This window comes from Natrinema pallidum (assembly GCF_005890195.1).
Classification (GTDB): domain Archaea; phylum Halobacteriota; class Halobacteria; order Halobacteriales; family Natrialbaceae; genus Natrinema; species Natrinema pallidum.
Genome location: NZ_CP040637.1, coordinates 1,724,889 through 1,740,102 on the forward strand (window position 1 = coordinate 1,724,889; position 15,214 = coordinate 1,740,102).

General features: G+C 66.4%; 18 protein-coding genes. 12 read left to right on the top strand and 6 right to left on the bottom strand.

The window, feature by feature from the left end:
* Positions 1-32 precede the first annotated feature (32 nt).
* The gene (locus tag FGF80_RS08540; RefSeq protein ID WP_006185566.1) at positions 33-542 is read left to right on the top strand and encodes a DUF367 family protein; all 510 of its coding nucleotides are present in this window, start codon (positions 33-35) and stop codon (positions 540-542) included.
* 97 nt (positions 543-639) lie between these two features.
* A complete protein-coding gene (locus tag FGF80_RS08545) occupies positions 640-789 on the top strand; it encodes a 50S ribosomal protein L40e (protein ID WP_006185565.1) in 150 nt (49 codons plus the stop codon).
* 84 nt (positions 790-873) lie between these two features.
* Here FGF80_RS08545 and FGF80_RS08550 read toward each other — a convergent pair whose 3' ends face one another.
* Positions 874-1,722 (bottom strand): bacteriorhodopsin, encoded by an 849-nt coding sequence (locus tag FGF80_RS08550; RefSeq protein WP_006185564.1) that lies wholly within the window; start codon positions 1,720-1,722, stop codon positions 874-876.
* Between the two features lie 231 nt (positions 1,723-1,953).
* The gene (locus tag FGF80_RS08555) at positions 1,954-2,565 is read right to left on the bottom strand and encodes an MBL fold metallo-hydrolase (protein WP_006185563.1); all 612 of its coding nucleotides are present in this window, start codon (positions 2,563-2,565) and stop codon (positions 1,954-1,956) included.
* A 207-nt stretch (positions 2,566-2,772) separates the two neighbouring features.
* Here FGF80_RS08555 and FGF80_RS08560 point away from each other — a divergent pair, with 207 nt between their 5' ends.
* The 5 genes from FGF80_RS08560 (at position 2,773) to FGF80_RS08580 (ending at position 5,825) form a co-directional block, all read left to right on the top strand.
* A complete protein-coding gene (locus FGF80_RS08560; RefSeq protein ID WP_006185562.1) occupies positions 2,773-2,949 on the top strand; it encodes a DUF5786 family protein in 177 nt (58 codons plus the stop codon).
* A gap of 3 nt (positions 2,950-2,952) precedes the next feature.
* Positions 2,953-3,525: an endonuclease dU gene (locus FGF80_RS08565; protein ID WP_138653379.1), complete on the top strand. Its 573-nt coding sequence runs from the start codon at positions 2,953-2,955 to the stop codon at positions 3,523-3,525.
* Positions 3,526-3,673: 148 nt separating this feature from the next.
* Positions 3,674-4,270, top strand: a complete 597-nt coding sequence (locus FGF80_RS08570; protein ID WP_138653381.1) for a uracil-DNA glycosylase — start codon at positions 3,674-3,676, stop codon at positions 4,268-4,270.
* Between the two features lie 269 nt (positions 4,271-4,539).
* Positions 4,540-5,256, top strand: a complete 717-nt coding sequence (gene hisH, locus FGF80_RS08575; RefSeq protein WP_006185559.1) for an imidazole glycerol phosphate synthase subunit HisH — start codon at positions 4,540-4,542, stop codon at positions 5,254-5,256.
* Positions 5,257-5,360: 104 nt separating this feature from the next.
* Positions 5,361-5,825: a hypothetical protein gene (locus tag FGF80_RS08580; protein ID WP_138653383.1), complete on the top strand. Its 465-nt coding sequence runs from the start codon at positions 5,361-5,363 to the stop codon at positions 5,823-5,825.
* A gap of 81 nt (positions 5,826-5,906) precedes the next feature.
* On the opposite strand, the gene FGF80_RS08585 is transcribed toward FGF80_RS08580, so the two are convergent.
* Complete coding sequence (locus FGF80_RS08585) at positions 5,907-6,263, bottom strand: hypothetical protein (protein WP_006185557.1); 357 nt, start codon at positions 6,261-6,263, stop codon at positions 5,907-5,909.
* 117 nt (positions 6,264-6,380) lie between these two features.
* On the opposite strand from FGF80_RS08585, the gene FGF80_RS08590 reads away from it, so the two are divergent.
* Together FGF80_RS08590 and FGF80_RS08595 are read left to right on the top strand one after the other, a co-directional pair.
* On the top strand, positions 6,381-7,502 hold the full coding sequence (locus FGF80_RS08590; protein ID WP_138653385.1) for a tRNA (guanine(26)-N(2))-dimethyltransferase: 1,122 nt from the start codon (positions 6,381-6,383) through the stop codon (positions 7,500-7,502).
* 288 nt (positions 7,503-7,790) lie between these two features.
* Complete coding sequence (locus tag FGF80_RS08595; RefSeq protein WP_175417059.1) at positions 7,791-9,068, top strand: YihY/virulence factor BrkB family protein; 1,278 nt, start codon at positions 7,791-7,793, stop codon at positions 9,066-9,068.
* Between the two features lie 181 nt (positions 9,069-9,249).
* Here FGF80_RS08595 and dcd read toward each other — a convergent pair whose 3' ends face one another.
* The gene (dcd, locus tag FGF80_RS08600; RefSeq protein ID WP_138653389.1) at positions 9,250-9,852 is read right to left on the bottom strand and encodes a dCTP deaminase; all 603 of its coding nucleotides are present in this window, start codon (positions 9,850-9,852) and stop codon (positions 9,250-9,252) included.
* A 221-nt stretch (positions 9,853-10,073) separates the two neighbouring features.
* Between dcd and FGF80_RS08605 the strand changes: the two genes are divergently transcribed.
* Both FGF80_RS08605 and pth2 read left to right on the top strand, forming a co-directional pair.
* Complete coding sequence (locus FGF80_RS08605; protein ID WP_006185553.1) at positions 10,074-10,889, top strand: hypothetical protein; 816 nt, start codon at positions 10,074-10,076, stop codon at positions 10,887-10,889.
* Positions 10,890-10,949: 60 nt separating this feature from the next.
* Complete coding sequence (gene pth2 / locus FGF80_RS08610) at positions 10,950-11,288, top strand: peptidyl-tRNA hydrolase Pth2 (protein ID WP_006185552.1); 339 nt, start codon at positions 10,950-10,952, stop codon at positions 11,286-11,288.
* Positions 11,289-11,361: 73 nt separating this feature from the next.
* On the opposite strand, the gene FGF80_RS08615 is transcribed toward pth2, so the two are convergent.
* Positions 11,362-12,342, bottom strand: a complete 981-nt coding sequence (locus tag FGF80_RS08615; protein WP_138653391.1) for a DMT family transporter — start codon at positions 12,340-12,342, stop codon at positions 11,362-11,364.
* 237 nt (positions 12,343-12,579) lie between these two features.
* Between FGF80_RS08615 and FGF80_RS08620 the strand changes: the two genes are divergently transcribed.
* A complete protein-coding gene (locus FGF80_RS08620) occupies positions 12,580-13,374 on the top strand; it encodes a helix-turn-helix transcriptional regulator (RefSeq protein ID WP_138653393.1) in 795 nt (264 codons plus the stop codon).
* 30 nt (positions 13,375-13,404) lie between these two features.
* Here the strand turns inward: FGF80_RS08620 and FGF80_RS08625 are convergent, their stop codons facing one another.
* Positions 13,405-15,078, bottom strand: coding sequence for a spermidine synthase (locus FGF80_RS08625; protein ID WP_138653395.1), 1,674 nt, complete (start codon positions 15,076-15,078; stop codon positions 13,405-13,407).
* Positions 15,079-15,214 lie beyond the last annotated feature (136 nt).

Here is a 15,214-nt window from a genome sequence, read left to right on the forward strand (position 1 = left end):
CCCTTTTGTCCCGACACCGCCTAGTTCCCCGCGTGGAGTGTCACGTCTACTACGAGGGCGACGACGACCCCGAGAAGTGTACCGCGCGTCGCCTCGAGAAGTTCGATAAGGCGACCCTGTATCGATCGATGGGGCAGGTGCCCTACGGGGTCGTCCTCAATCCCCACGCCGAGCGGGCGCTCTCGCCGGCCGATCTCGAGGCGGGGCTGGGGACGCTGGTCGCCCTCGATTGCTCGTGGGAATCCGCCGAGGAGGCGTCGTTTCAAATGCGCGGGGTTCACCGGGCGCTCCCCTTTCTCGTCGCCGCGAACCCCATCAACTACGGTCGCCCGTTCCGGTTGACCACCGTCGAGGCGCTCGCGGGTGCCTGTTGTATCTTCGACGAGCGGGAGCGAGCCGCGGACCTGCTCGAGCCGTTCCGCTGGGGCGAGACCTTCCTGACGCTCAACGAGGAACCGCTGCGACGGTACAGCGAGTGTGCGGACTCGAGCGAGGTCGTGGCGGTGCAGGAAGAGTATTTAGCCGACGAGGACGCGGAGTAGCGCGGACGGCGGCGTCTCCGTGGCCGACCGGTATCGGGAATCCTGTGCGGGTCGGTCGGATCACAGCGATTAAATGCACCACGGGCAAAGGGCGAGTATGGCCAGTTTCGACGCAGCTGAGAAACGGATGCTCGAGAAGATGATCTGTATGCGCTGTAACGCTCGCAACTCCAAGCGAGCCACGCGCTGTCGCAAGTGCGGCTACAAGAAGCTTCGTCCCAAGGCGAAGGAAGCGCGCGCCGCATAATCGGCCGACGCGGCCGGCTCGTTTTCCAGATGGTGTTTCCGTAGTGACATCCGCGGGCGCGGCCGATCGATTCCGCGGGCGCGCTCAGTCCTCGACGGGGTCCCCGACGCCGGCCGCGGCCGGATCGGTGGCCGACGCGATCGTGCGTTCGTTGTTGGCAACCCAGCGCAAAAGCAGGGCCGCGAATAGGTACTTCGCGCCGATGTCGAGAAGCGAGTAGCCCCACGAGGTGAGTCCGACCGAGTCGACGAGAGCGAAGCCTTCGACTCCGAGCGCCCACACGATCGGATAGCCGAGCCAAAGGACTACCGTCAGCCCCCGCAGGGTGCCGAATATATCTCCCGTGCCGGCAGCCTCGGCGTTCGTCGGCCACTTCGCGAGCAAGGCATAGAGGACGACGACGAAGAACGCGGTACTGACGAGGTAGAACGCCCACCGGAACGCGTACGACGAGGTGGTCAGTGCCGCCGCGAGACCGGTGAGACACATCCCGATGTCGGCGGCGATAACGACGAACAGGTCAGCGGTATCGACCTCCGCCAGCCACCCGAGCGCCAATAGGATCATCGGTGTCGACAGCGTCCACGTGAGATACCGTCCCCATTGGCTGAGTACGTCCTCCCCGGCCAGCGCGTGGCCGGCGGGCATCTCTATCGGACCGGCCGTGAGCCCGGTTACCAGACCCAGGTAACTCGATAACGACACCAACGGGATCATGAGCGTCGCGCCGACGATCAGTCGCGCCCGATTCGCTCGGACGGTCCGAGCCATGTACAGAAACACCAGGATCGAGAGCCCCGCCAGTGCGATGTTTACCCATAGCGATGAATGCAACAGCGTGTCGGTCCGGATCTGGGTCGCCACCTCGCTCCGTGTCGTCTGTATCGGACCCAGCGTCCGTGTCGCGATCGCAGTCGGTCCGTTGACTCCCATACGCCCCACACACCGACTGATCGTGGTAAGTTCTTGACCTCATAGTGTTGGATTATGCCACCTTTTCGTGGTTCCCGCAACCCTTCGGCGTTCGACGCCGGCGAACACGAACCCGCGCCGGAGATATCGGGTTCGCCCCCGCGCCCTGCTCCGGTCTCGAGAGCGGCGCTCCTTCGCGACGGCGCTCGGGATCGGTCCGACGACGGGAGAAACGTCGGCTTTCCGACCCGGTTACTGGTCGGGGTACTTCGGCTCCCGTTTCTCCGCCCGCTCGAGCGCGGTTCGCACCACGTCACGCACGTCGCCGTGGAAGACGCCGCCGTGACCCGGGTACATGTGCTCGACGCCGGCGGGCATGCGCTCGAGCAGGTCCCGAATGCTCTCGATGAGTCGCTCGCGGGACTGGCCGGCCCTGTCGGTGCGACCGAAGCTACCGTAGTCGAAGGCCCCGTCGTCGTGGACGACGACGTCCCCGGAGAACAGCGCCGACTCGGAGACGAACGAGACGTGGTCGTCGGCGTGACCCGGAGTGTAGACGACCTCGAAATCCTCGTCGCCGATCCGTACCGTGTCGCCGTCGTCGATCGCGTGGGTGCGAGCCGGATGGTCGTCGTAGGCGTACACGTCCGGATCGAACGCGTCACGGACGGTCTCGAGTTGGGCGACGTGGTCGCCGTGTTGATGGGTCATGACCACGGCCTCGAGGTCGTCGGTGTGGGTGCGAATCGCGTCGACGATGCCATCCATCGCCCCGGCGTCGACGAGCGTCGTCCGGTCGCCGACGACGAGAAAGGCGTTGCAGGTGAACGTCTCCGCAGCCTCGGTGACGTGGTGGACTTCCATATGAGGACCGTGGATAGCCGTCGGCAAAAACGATCCCCTCGACCGCGACACGGCGATATCGTCCCACGCATGATATGGCGGATATTTTATATTGGGTCGGCGTCCCCTCCGTTCCAGCGGCGCTCCCGAACGTGTTGCCTGGTTGGGGAACGGTAATAAACCGGTAACCGCGGAATTTTTCAATCGGAACCCCGTAGGGAATACTGTATGGGATTCGGGAGCTACGACGAATCCGAGCAACAGGAAGTCGACGCTGATTTTGACGACGATGACGCGGTCAAGTCGGGAGAGAACAGCCACGACGGAACCATCGAGTTCGAAAACGGTGCGTCGAGCGACGAGTTGCTCGACCGTCTCAAGGAGATCAAAGACGAGAGCGACTGACGGATGAAAGCCGGGGTACGGGCGCTGGGCATCGCCGAATCGTACCGCGGCGATCACGATCAAACGCGGAGCACGCTCGCCGGTGCCGTCGTCCGTGCCGACCGGGTCTGGGACGGACTCGCGTACGGTACCTGTCGCGTCGGCGGCACCGACGGAACCGACGCCGTCATCGACCTCGTCGACGGCCTCGACCGTCCGGACGTCCGGTACGTCCTGCTCGGTGCTATCGCCCCCGCGTGGTACAACGTTCTTTCACTTTCGCGCGTTCGGGAGGCCGTCGACCGGCCGGTCATCGCCGTCACCTTCGAGGCCAGCGACGGCCTCGAGGCCGGCCTCCGGGACGCCTTTTCGGGACCCGAACTCGAGGACCGCCTCGGGACCTACCGAGCGCTGCCGGATCGGCGCGAACTGTCGGTCGACGGCGAGACCGTCTACGTCAGACACGTCGGCCTCGAGGCCGCCGACGCCGACGACGTCGTCCGGGCGTTCACGCCCGACGGCGGCCGTCCCGAGCCGCTTCGGATCGCGCGGATGACGGCTCGAGCGGCCGATTCGTACGTTCGAACGGTCGAATGAAACCGCTCCGCGTCGGTCGACCGAGAGCGGCGTGCGGTCGCATCTCGGTCACCCACAGCCCGCCGGGAGAGGCCGAGGGAGCCAGTCGGTCTTCCGACCGCGGGTGCGTCCCGAAAGACGTAGGAGGCGACCGCTTGAGCCCCCCTGTATGGGAGCAATGGAGGACTGCTGTGTCACGGAGTGTACGCGCTGTCCGGCGCTCGTCGACTCACGCAGCCGGATCGTCAACGGTGTCGGTCCCGAGGACGCCGACCTCTTGTTCGTCGGTGAAGGCCCCGGAGCCAACGAGGACGAGCACGGCGAGCCGTTCGTCGGTCGCAGCGGGTCCGTTCTCGACGACACCCTCAGAACCGCCGGTCTCGATCGAAGCGACGTCCGTATCACCAACTGCGTTCGCTGTCGGCCCCCGGAGAACCGCGATCCGAAAACCGACGAACTCGCCAACTGTCGGCGCTACCTCGAGCGGGAACTCGCCACGGTCGATCCGGAAGTGATCGTCACGCTGGGGAAGGTGCCCAGCGAGCACCTGCTCGAGCGATCGGTCGCGGTGACCAAGGAGGCGGGCGATCTCGAGGAGGTCCGGATCGACGGCGTGCCGCGGCGACTCCTGATCTCCGTGCATCCGGCGGCGACGCTGTACGACCGGAGTCAGGCGGAACCCTTCGAGAACGCCGTGCAGCGCGCGGCCGAACTCGCCGGCGTTGCGGACAGCGAGGGCGGACAGTCGCGCCTCGATGGCTTCTGATCGCGCCTCGCGCGCGGCGTCCAGTCAGGACGGCGTCCAGATCGATTCCTGTCATTACAGACACGCCCCGTCACCGTGCCAGTATAGACCACACGACCGCTGCTAGCGATCAGGACGGTCGTCGCAATGACTCTCAGCGGTGACGGCAACGGCGGTCGCGACGACGGACGCCGATCGACCGACTCGTCGACCCGCGGGTGCCCGACGGGCGGGTAACAGTCGGTTGCCCGAAAGGCAATTCACTTCAACGCGCCCCGCCGAGTACGCGTATGAGCACCGTTTCGTCTCCACAGGCGCAGTCCCTCGCCTCCGTCGTCGTCGTCGACTACGGTCTCGGGAACCTCCGCAGCGTTACGCGCGGTCTCGAGCGGGCGGGGGCCGACGTCGAGATCACCGACGACCCGGCCGCCTTCGCCACAGCGGATGGCGTCGTTCTCCCGGGCGTCGGTGCGTTCCGCGAGGGCGTCGAGAACGCCGACCCGCTCCGCGAGGACCTCCTCGAGGTGGCCGAGAGCGGGACCCCGCTGTTCGGGATCTGTCTCGGCATGCAGATGCTGCTCACGACCAGCGAGGAGGGTGACACGGACGGCGAGTCGGCCGTCCAGGGACTGGACCTGATCCCCGGAACGAACGTCCGGTTCGCCGAGGGACAGAAGGTCCCGCACATGGGCTGGAACGAACTTCACGTCCAGCGCGAACACCCGCTCGTGGAGGGCGTTGCGCGTGGCACAACGGAGAATCCGAACGGGAGCAGCCCGCGAGGAGGGAGCGTGGACGGCAACTACGCCTACTTCGTCCATTCCTACTACGCGGCTCCGGACGACGAGCGCGCGACGGTTGCGACGACGGACTACGAGCGCGAGTTCCCGTCGATCGTCGCGAACGAGGCCGGCACCGTCTTCGGGACGCAGTTCCACCCCGAGAAAAGCGGTGAGACGGGACTGCAGATCCTGCGGAACTTCGTCGAAATCTGCGCCGAAGCGTAACGCGACGACGGTGACGGCAGTCGGTCACCGGAACTGACCCTGTTCGTCCGCTCCGCGTTCCCTCGACCGGGTTGTTTATTACAGCTATCCTATACGTTTCGGATATGGTGTGGTCCGAACGGCGGAGTAGTGTCGGATTCGGGTGCCTGCTCTTCATCGTGTGTGGCTGGACGGCCTGGGCCAACTCTCAGTCTACGGTCGGTGCTCCCGCCACCATCGCTCTCGTCGCCAGCGGGTGGACGGCGCTCGGGGCAACCGCTTTCGTGACCGCGGGCCGCCGCGATCGGATCACGGTCGGCGACCGTCGACTCGAGTGGTGGCAGATCCAGGGACTCGGCTTCGTCTGCCTCGGGACAGCCGTGCTGACTCCAGCGGCGAGCGGCATGTACGCATGGCTTAACCCGATCACCCGTGTTCTGCTAGCCGGTGCGTTCGGGATAAACGGTGCTCTCCGGCTTCGATACGAGCCGTCGGCGGACGATCCCGTCGAACCGTCAGTGCGGCGGCTGGTGCGGGTTGCCATCAGTTCGGTGGTCGTTTACCTCGCCGTGCGTGCAGTGCCGTTCTGAGCCGGGACCGATTCCGACCGTGGGTCCGTGGGCGACGCCCGACGCTTCGAACGAAATCCGGAACGAACCGACCGCTGGGCACTACAGCAGTTCGCGCACGTCGGAGTACCACATGTCGTGGTAGTCGACGTGCCCGACCCGGCGAGCGATCGCGACGGCCAGCGAGTGCCAGCAGCGTTCGGTCGGGTCGTCGGCATCCAGGTTATACTCGCTGTCCTTGCAGGTACAGCCGCCGTCCTCGACGATGTACTCGTCATCGTAGCCGACGACGATCGTAAAATCACGGTAGGACTTCACGCGGTTTTCGCCCACCGCTTCGATGGCCCGAACCCCGCGGTCACCGTGGATATCCGTGATCCGGCCGACGATCTCGGGCGTGAGTTCGCCGGCTTCCTCGAGAGTTGCTTGCCATCGCTCGACGGGGTTGGCCTTCGGCACAACTGAACCTGTGCATCGGACTGTAAAATCGGTTTGGTTGTCCATCGACCCGCCGCGCCGGGTCGATCGCCCGCTCGAGACCACACCGTTTTTCGCCCGCTACCGACGAGACGAGGTATGCGCGTCACAGAGGGCGGGGTCGAACTCGAGGTCCCCGGCGAACAGACGGAGGGCATCGAGGAGGCGGTCTTCTACAACCCGCGACAGGAACTGAACCGGGATCTGACGATCGCGACGCTGCGGGCCTACCGCGAGCGTGAAGAGCGGGCCACGTCGTATCTGGACGCGATGACTGCAAGCGGCGTCCGGGGGGTCCGGGCCGCTGCCGACGGCTGGGACGTCACCTGCTGTGACGTCGACGAGGCGGCGGTCGACCTCGCGCGGGCGAACCTCAAGCGAAACGAGTTGGCGGCCGACGCGTCGGTCGAACACCGCAATGTCACCGCCCTCATGCACGACGAGCCGTTCGACGTGATCGACCTCGACCCCTACGGGACGCCGATGCCGTTCGCCGACGCCGCGTTCGCGAACTGCCGGGATCTGGTCTGTGTCACCGCGACCGACACCGCGCCGATGTGCGGCGCGCACTTCAACAGCGGCGTCCGCTCGTACTCCGCGGTGCCCCGCAACACGGATTACCACGCCGAGATGGGCGTGCGAATCCTCGTCTCGGCGCTCGCGCGCAGCGCGGCCCGGTTCGACGTCGGTATCGAGCCACTCCTCACCCACGCGACCAGCCACTACGTCCGGACGTACCTCGAACTGACCCACAAGCCCACGGCGGCCGACGCCGCGATCGACGAGTTAGGCCACCTCTATCACTGTGAAGACTGCCTCTACCGCGAGGCCGATCCCGGACTGATCGCCGACCCCCTCGAGACGTGTCCCCACTGCGACGGCAATCGGATGCTCACCGCCGGCCCGGTCTGGCTCGGCCCCGTTCAGGACTCGGCGTTCGTCGGCGCAGTCCGCGACGAGATTCCCTACACGTTCGACACCGCGCCAAGAGCCCGCGAACTCTGTGACACGCTCGCAGCGGAACTGGCCGAACCCACCCACTACGACCAGCACAAGCTCTGTCGGAACTGGGGGCTGCCCGCGAACGCGATGGACGAGTTCCTGGCCGACCTTCGCGATGCGGGCTACGCAGCGTCTCGAGCCCACTATGGGGGGACGACGTTCAAGACGGACGCCAGCGTGGGCGAGATCCGCGCGGCGACCGAACCCAACCTCGACTGATCGCGGTCATTCTCCGTCGGCGGACGGGACCTGTCCCGCGGTTCGGCTAGCACCCTCTGCAGTTTCGCTGTCGGCGTCGGATCGGTCCCCCACCGGTCCGTCGTGGTTCCCGGTCGCGATGGCCGGCGGTTCACTGGTCGAAAGGAAAGATTACGGGAGTTCGCTCGGATCGAGCCGGAGACACCGTGCCGAGCACCCCAGCGTAAGCAGCTGTTGTGGGCCTGTCCGACGGGACTACATATAGCGGCTCGCGTGGAAGCACTGCGCGTGCTCGACCCCAAACGGGGCGTGGCGGTAGCGGGAGCGGCGTTTCGGCTCGCTCGCAACGAACAACTGACGCTGCTCGCGGCGGGCGTCGCGTTCTACGGGTTCATCTCCCTCGTGCCGCTCATGCTGCTTGCACTCGGCATCGCCGCATCGATCGGCGGCGACGCGCTCGCGGCCCGGCTCACGGCGGCGGCCAGCGACGTGCTCACGCCGGCGGCCCGGGAACTGCTCGCGGAGACGCTCGTCGACGACACCGGTCGGCAGGGGGCGACCGTCGTCGGCATTCTCGGGCTTCTGTGGGGCTCGAGTCGCGTCCTTCGCGGGCTCGATCGGGCCTTCTCGCGGGTGTACGGCACTGCGGGGGAAAAGTCGCTGCTCGATACCATCTGGGACGCGACGATCGTGTTTCTCGGTATCACGCTGGGACTCGTGATCGTCGGGCTCCTCGAGGTCGCGATCCAGTTCCTTCCCGGATACGGCCTCTCGGCCGTCGGACAGCTGTTCGTCGTGCTCGGCCTGGTCGCGACGTTTCTGCCGCTGTACGTCGTCTTTCCGGGTGCAAACGTCGGGCTCCGCGAGGCCGCACCCGGAACGACCGTCGCCGCCATCGGCTGGTACGCACTGAGCCGCAGTTTCTGGCTGTATACGGATCTCGTCACCGGGTATGCGGTCTACGGCGCGCTCGGAGCCGTCTTTCTCGTGCTCATCTGGTTGTACGTCGGCGCGATCATCCTCGTCTTCGGTGCCGTCCTCAATGCGGTGCTCGTCACCCGTGAAGCGGATCGGCAGCTACAAAGTCCCGGACACCGACAGATTTCGACAGAAGCGATGACCGACGACGCTACGGGGGCCGACGAGGGAGCCACGGAGGACCGCGCGAGCGACCGTGCGACCGCGAGGAGCGCCAGCGCCCGGACGCGCGATCGCGCGAGCGACGCCGCGGCCCTCCGCGAGGAGGTCGAGCGACTGCGCGACCGCGTGGCCGCCTTCGAAGACGATGTCGAGGACCGGACCGTTCGAAGAGAGTCGCTCGAGGGCGACCTCAAACGCTACGTGCGCCGACGGGTCCGCCGTGGCCACGCCCGCGACTGGGGGCCGTATCTCGTCTTGCTGTACGGGACGGCGATGTCGATCGCGGCGTTTTACTTCCTGAACGGTGGCTGGGCGATCCTCGCACTGCTGGTCGTCTGGACGTCGACGCTCGGCGTCTACGTCCTGATGGTCCTGTTCGGGTTCGGTCTCTCCCTGCTGGGGATCCCCGGCCGGCTCCGAAACCTGATCGGAGAGCGACGCTCCTGAGACGACTCGGCCTCGCCCGGCCGCTTCGGTTCGGCATCCGAACTCCGACCTCGAGCCGATCCCGGCTCGAACGGTCCCGGCGCGAACTCCTTACTGCTGTGCGGGGGCGGTCCGTTGGGCGACCCGTCGACCCCGCTCCGTGTACGTTGTCGGCCGCTGGTGGGTGCAGATGTGGTTGGCGTCAGTCCTCGCGCTCGAGTTGGTCGCCGCCGAACTCGTCGTCGCTCTCGATGCGGGAGGCCTGTGGACCGCTCTGATCCTGATACTTCGACCCGCGCTCGCTTCCGTAGGGCCGTTCGGCCGCGGTCCTGAGTTCGGTGAAGGTGAGCTGTGAGATGCGCATTCCGGGCGTGAGCGCGACCGGGGCGGAGCCGAGGTTCGACAGCTCGAGGGTGATCTGGCCCCGATAGCCGGGATCGCAGAGGCCGGCCGTCGCGTGGACGACGACGGCGAGCCGGCCCAGCGAGGAGCGACCCTCGACGTGGGCGATCAGGTCCGCCGGGATCTCGACGCGTTCGTGGGTGGTCCCGAGCACGAAGTCGCCGGGATGGAGGATGAAATCGTCGTCCTCGTCGACGACGGTTTCGGTGACATACTCGTCGACTTCCCGTTCGGAGTTGGGATGGATACAGGGGATGTTCGTCCGCTGAAACTCGAGGAATTCTCGGCCCAGCCGGAGGTCGACGCTCGCGGGCTGGATCTGTAGCTCCGGGTCGTCGAGGGGCTCGACGACGAGGTCGCCGGCGTCGAGGCGCTCGCAGATGTCCGCATCGGAGAGGATCATACCGAGTAGGAGCGAGCACGGGGCCCTAAATTCCTCGGTCCGCGTTCGGACGGCGCGTCGAGCAGTCGGAACCCGCGCCCCGCTCGCGGGACGCCGGTGGGTCCGGCGGTATCACGGCCGGTCGCATCCGCTCGAGCGACGCTGGAACCGCGTGGTATCGATTCGAACTGTTCTCTCGGACGGCCTAATTCGTTATACCGTTGGGTCCCCAACCCAATCGCATGGATGGGACGCAGGACCGATTTAACGGGAACACGCGGGTTCTGCACCAGCGCGCGGTCAGAATCCCGCTTCCCGACCGGGACGCCGAGCGAGTCTTCCACGAGAACATGATGAACGTGGCGGTCGCCCGGGAGCGAAAAGCGGACCTGCTCGCTGATCCGACCGTGTCCGTACTGGACGCGTACGAAGTCCAGCTCGAGCACATCGCCGAGAGTTTCGAGCGGCGGCTCCGACGGACCGTCGGTGACGACTACGAGGAGGTCGCGATGGCGTACAACCGTGGTGAACGGGACGACAAGATCGGTGCGCTCGCCGCGTACTATTTCGAGGGTGTCTGGCGAGCCCAACAGCAAGCGACGATTACGGACATGTTGTACGCCCCGCTGATCCTCCGCTATCCCGATAGTTTCACCACGAACATCCGGTTTGCCAGCGGCTACACGACGACGAAGTCGGTCCGCTACGAATCGCCGGCCCACTGCTCGGAAGAGCTCGACGACGAACATACCGAAACCTACTACGAAGAGAGCCTGTACTCCCAGAAGCAGGCAGCGGACTACCTCAGGGAAAGCGCCGCGATCATCCGCGAGGAGTTCCCCGATCCCGACGAAACGTCGTTCGAGGAGCGCAAGTACGGCGGCATCGTCTCGGCGAACGGCCGACGTGGCTCGGTCTTCTCGGCGATGCTCGAGCGGGTCGAGCCGGACCCCGATCGGTTTGCCGAGTCCATCAGCGAGCCGACCCTCGTGGAAGCGGGCCCGGAGGCGCGACGGACGGAACGGACGTTCCGCCTCGAGAGCGAAGTCATTCACTGATGCGGCCCGAGAGCCGGCCGTATAGGTACGGCTAAAGGGCTCCCCGTTCTCGTCCCGGTCATGAAACAGGCCATCGTTGCCCGCACGGACATCGGCATGGGACAGGGAAAGCTCGCCGCACAGGTCGCCCACGCGTCGCTGTCCGCCTACGAGAAGGCCGACGGCCAACTCCAGCGCCAGTGGCAGCAAGGCGGCCAGAAGAAAGTCGTATTGCAAGGCGAGAGCGAACGCCAACTGCACGAACTCTCCGAAATCGCGGATCGAGACGGGATACCGAACGCGATCATTCGTGACGCGGGCCACACCCAACTCGAGCCCGGGACCGTTACCGCGCTGGCCGTCGGGCCGGCTGCGGACGACCGCGTCGACAGCGTGACCGGCGACCTGTCGCTCTTCTAATCGGCACGGGGACGGTCCTCGGACGGTACGGCGACCGATGCGAGGTGGAAACCCACGGACGGAACGGGACGCGTTAGTCCGAGCGGTAGCCTCGCGGTTCCTCCCTGACCGGCGACTCCTCGTCGGGCAGGGACACATCGGTGACGACACCGGGAGACAGCGAGCGGATGTCGATCGATTTGCTCCCGAGCACCGCGAAGCCGGCGAAGATCGTCAGGAAGCCGGCGACCGCCAGCGCGTCGATCGTCTCGCCGAGCAGTGCCCAGCCGCCGAGCGTCGAGACGACGGGCACGACGTAGAAGATCAGGTTCGCGCGGATCGCACCGGCCGCGTCGATGAGTCCGAAGTAGGCGATGTACGCGAGGACGCCCGCGAAGATGCTGACGTAGCCAAGCGCCAGGACCGCTTCGGTGGTCCACGTGATCGCGGCCGCCGACTCGCCGCCGGACCAGGCCAGCAGGTGACACAGCGCCGCGGCGAAGGGGAGTCCCCAGGCGACGCGGACCGTACTCGAGAGGTCGCTGTCGGCCCGCCGGATCAGCACGGCCCCGAGCGCGGCGGCGATCGCGCCGACGAACAGGATGCCCTTGCCGACGGCACCGCCGAGCAGGTTCGCGGGATCGGGGCTGACGACGAGGCCGACGCCGAGCAGGCCGAGTCCCATGCCGGCCGCGCCGCGCGGGGAGAGGCGCTCGTCGGAGAGCAAGAGCGCGGCGAATATCGGCGTCATGATGGGGTTGAGGCTGTACATGATCGAGGCGACGGCACTGGTGACGTACTGCTGGCCGACGAACAGCAAGGCGTTCGTCAACCCGATCGCGAGCACGCCGGTCGCGAGGATGGCCCCGATGTCGCCGCGCGTCCGCGGGAACAACTCCGAACGGGACGTCGTCAGACCGACGTACGCCAGCATGACGACGGCCGCGACGTCGAACCGGAGGGCAACGAACAGCAGCGGCGGGAAGTACGCGAGGCCGGCCTTCGCGGCGACGAACGTGCCGCCGAAGAACAGACTCGAGAGGGCGAAGAACAGGGCAGTGCGGCGAGCGACCACTACGCCGCCACCCCCGTCGGAACCGTCCGCGTCGAACCGAGAGCGGCCGACGCGTGGATAGCGAAAATCATCGTACTCCACCCTATGAGCGCCGGGGTTATAGTTTCGTTCAGAAAATATTTCACGGGAAGAAGCCGCGGCAACGCGGGAAAGAGTTGGCGCACACGACAGCGTTGCAGACCCTGCAATAGTTTCACGGTGCGAAACCCGTTTATCACTGGGGACACGAGCGGGCGTATGGAATCTGCGCTCGAGGAGATCGAGTTCCTCGCGCTCTCGTCGAACCGCGTCGAGGTGCTGGGGCTGCTCGCGGCTGGGCGATGTACGCGCACCGAGTTGGCGGACGCGACCGGGGCTTCGCAGGCGACGCTGGGACGAATCCTGAGTGACTTCGAGGACCGGTCGTGGATCAGACACGACGGCAGCGAGTACGTCGCGACGGCGACCGGCCGACTCGTCGCCGAGGGGTTTACCGAACTCCAGGAGATCCTCGAGACCGAGGCCAAACTCCGCGAGATCGTGGACTACCTGCCCACGCACGCGATGGACTTCGATCTCCGCCGGCTCTCGGACGCGACGATCACGGTCCCGAGCGCGACGCGCCCGAACGCGCCGCTCGGACGGCTGCTCGGCTTCCTCCGGGAGGCCGACGAAGTCCGTGCGTTCTCCCACACGTTCAACGAGCAGGCGCTGCGGGTCGTCCGGGAGCGCGTCACCGCCGGCGACCAGCGATTCACGGGCGTTTTCGGCCGGAGCGCGATCGAAGCGCTCGCCGACGAATCGGAGCTGCGACGGCAACTCGAGGCGCTGCTCGCGGCCGCGGACGCCGAGATCAGGGTCCGCGAAGAGGGCGTCCCGATCGCGATCATGATCGTCGACGGTGTCGTCTATCTCCTCTTGCGCGACGAGAACGGGGTCCTCCGGGCGTCCGTCGATACCGACGATGACGCGGTGCGGGCGTGGGCCGAGGACTCGCTGGATCACTACTGGCGGACGGCGACGCCACTCGAGCCCGAGACGCTGTCCGAGTGAGCAGCGAGCGGCGGAACACCGCTCGAGGCGCTACGCGGGGGCGGACCCGAGCGGCCTCGGGCCGGGAATGCTCGATTCGAACTCGAGGGTCGGCGCGGGCCGCGCGCGGTCGTAGCGTTCCGAGCCGACTGCGATCGACGCGGGTTCCGGCGTCGTCTCCTCCTCTCCGGTCCGTTCGATGACGTACTCCTGCCCGATCGTCGACGCCTGCAGGTTCTCGACGGGCGCGTGGTCCGCGGTCAGTACCGGTACGTCGTCGGTCTTGGGCGGGTCCAGTGATGCGTCAATCTCGGTGCGCAGGTCGAGTCCGAGGTCCCGCCGCTCGTTTCGCTCGGCGAGATCGGCCTCGGTGAAGTCGGTGTCCGCTTTCGTCGCGACCACCTCGATGTTCTGTACCGACCCCCAGTCCGAGGTGCGGTAGCTGTACGTCGAAGCGAAGGCTTCGTCGATCGTCTTGTACTGCGCGCGATAGAAGTCCGAGCCGGCACCGCTGGGCGCGGAAATGACGTTCGCGAGGAATACCCCGTCGTCCGTCAGCCGATCCGCGGCCAGTTCCATGAATCCGACTTGGGTCAGGTGAACCGGAACCTGGTCCTTCTGGTAGGCATCCAGTACGATCATGTCGTAGTTCTTGTCGGTCTCTCGGAGGAACTGCCGGCCGTCTTTCGTGTGTACCGTCATGTTCTCGCTCTCCTCGAGGCGGAAGTAGTCCTTGGCGGCCTGCGAGACTTCGGGGTCGAGTTCGGCGACATCGACGTCGACGTCGTACGTCCGTTCGTAGTCCTTCGGGCCGGTGTACCCGCCCCCGCCGATGAACAGGACGTTCTCGACCTCGGCGGGGTCGTCGACCATCAACATGGGGATGTGGAAGTACCGCGTGTACTCGAAGACGTGTCGCTCGGGGTCGTCGAGATCCATCGCACTGTGACGCGCACCGTCCAGGTACAGCGTCCGCTCGTCCCCGTTGTCGATGACCTCGAGTTCCTGATAGGCCGTCTGGGTCTGGTAGACGACATCGCCGCGGTGGTCGAACGCGACCGGGCCGATACCGGCCGCGACGACGAGCACCAGTGCGATGGCGACGCTCGCCGCCGCCGGTGTCGGTGCGAGAGTGGGAAGCGTCAGCGCGAGTGCAGTGCCGACGAGGACGAAGCCGAACAGGAGGCCGATCGCGTCGATCCCGAGCGCCGGAATCAGGAAATACGTCGTCGCGCCCGCGCCGACAATGCTGCCGATCGTTCCGAGCGCGTAGACGTGGCCCGACGCCTCACCGGTGCCCTCCTTCGCGGAGAGTTCGGCCGCGTACGGGCTGATAAATCCAAGCAGGTAGGTCGGCGGCCCGAAGAGGACGAGCACGGCGGGTAGCGAGGCGTACCGGGCCGGCAACGGTAGCGCGGACGCCGAGAGCAACAGTTGATCGCTCCCGTAGACGACGATCGCAACGTAGCCCGCGGTCCCCAGCATGAGCCAGCACATGCGTCGGTTCGACGCCTCGCCGGCCTGCTTGCCGCCCTGCCAGTAGCCAAGGCTTAACGCGGTGAGGAAGACGGTGATGATGCTGCCCCAGGTGTAGATACTGCTCCCGAACTGGGGGGCAATGATCCGGCCCGCGAGAATCTCCAGCCCCATACTCGTGACGCCGGACACGAACACCGCGATATCGGGCTTGGTCGGCCGGTAGGCGGAGGGCTGCCGCACACTCATTATCGGACAGTAGTGAGCCGCCGCCGAGAACCTGTCGCCTCACTCCGTCGTTCCCCATGACGCACGTCCCCACCCCCGCTACGCTCGTCGAGCCGCCGGTGCGGCGTGCCCGAGATCGGACCGAAATGGCGTCTTC

Coding starts and splice junctions, on each gene's coding strand:
- FGF80_RS08545 (WP_006185565.1), top strand. CDS start 640: ATGGCCAGTTTCGACGCAGCTGAGAAACGGATGCTCGAGAAGATGATC.
- FGF80_RS08550 (WP_006185564.1), bottom strand. CDS start 1,722: ATGGGAGTCAACGGACCGACTGCGATCGCGACACGGACGCTGGGTCCG.
- FGF80_RS08555 (WP_006185563.1), bottom strand. CDS start 2,565: ATGGAAGTCCACCACGTCACCGAGGCTGCGGAGACGTTCACCTGCAAC.
- FGF80_RS08560 (WP_006185562.1), top strand. CDS start 2,773: ATGGGATTCGGGAGCTACGACGAATCCGAGCAACAGGAAGTCGACGCT.
- FGF80_RS08565 (WP_138653379.1), top strand. CDS start 2,953: ATGAAAGCCGGGGTACGGGCGCTGGGCATCGCCGAATCGTACCGCGGC.
- FGF80_RS08570 (WP_138653381.1), top strand. CDS start 3,674: ATGGGAGCAATGGAGGACTGCTGTGTCACGGAGTGTACGCGCTGTCCG.
- hisH (WP_006185559.1), top strand. CDS start 4,540: ATGAGCACCGTTTCGTCTCCACAGGCGCAGTCCCTCGCCTCCGTCGTC.
- FGF80_RS08580 (WP_138653383.1), top strand. CDS start 5,361: ATGGTGTGGTCCGAACGGCGGAGTAGTGTCGGATTCGGGTGCCTGCTC.
- FGF80_RS08590 (WP_138653385.1), top strand. CDS start 6,381: ATGCGCGTCACAGAGGGCGGGGTCGAACTCGAGGTCCCCGGCGAACAG.
- dcd (WP_138653389.1), bottom strand. CDS start 9,852: ATGATCCTCTCCGATGCGGACATCTGCGAGCGCCTCGACGCCGGCGAC.
- FGF80_RS08605 (WP_006185553.1), top strand. CDS start 10,074: ATGGATGGGACGCAGGACCGATTTAACGGGAACACGCGGGTTCTGCAC.
- pth2 (WP_006185552.1), top strand. CDS start 10,950: ATGAAACAGGCCATCGTTGCCCGCACGGACATCGGCATGGGACAGGGA.
- FGF80_RS08620 (WP_138653393.1), top strand. CDS start 12,580: ATGGAATCTGCGCTCGAGGAGATCGAGTTCCTCGCGCTCTCGTCGAAC.
- FGF80_RS08625 (WP_138653395.1), bottom strand. CDS start 15,078: ATGAGTGTGCGGCAGCCCTCCGCCTACCGGCCGACCAAGCCCGATATC.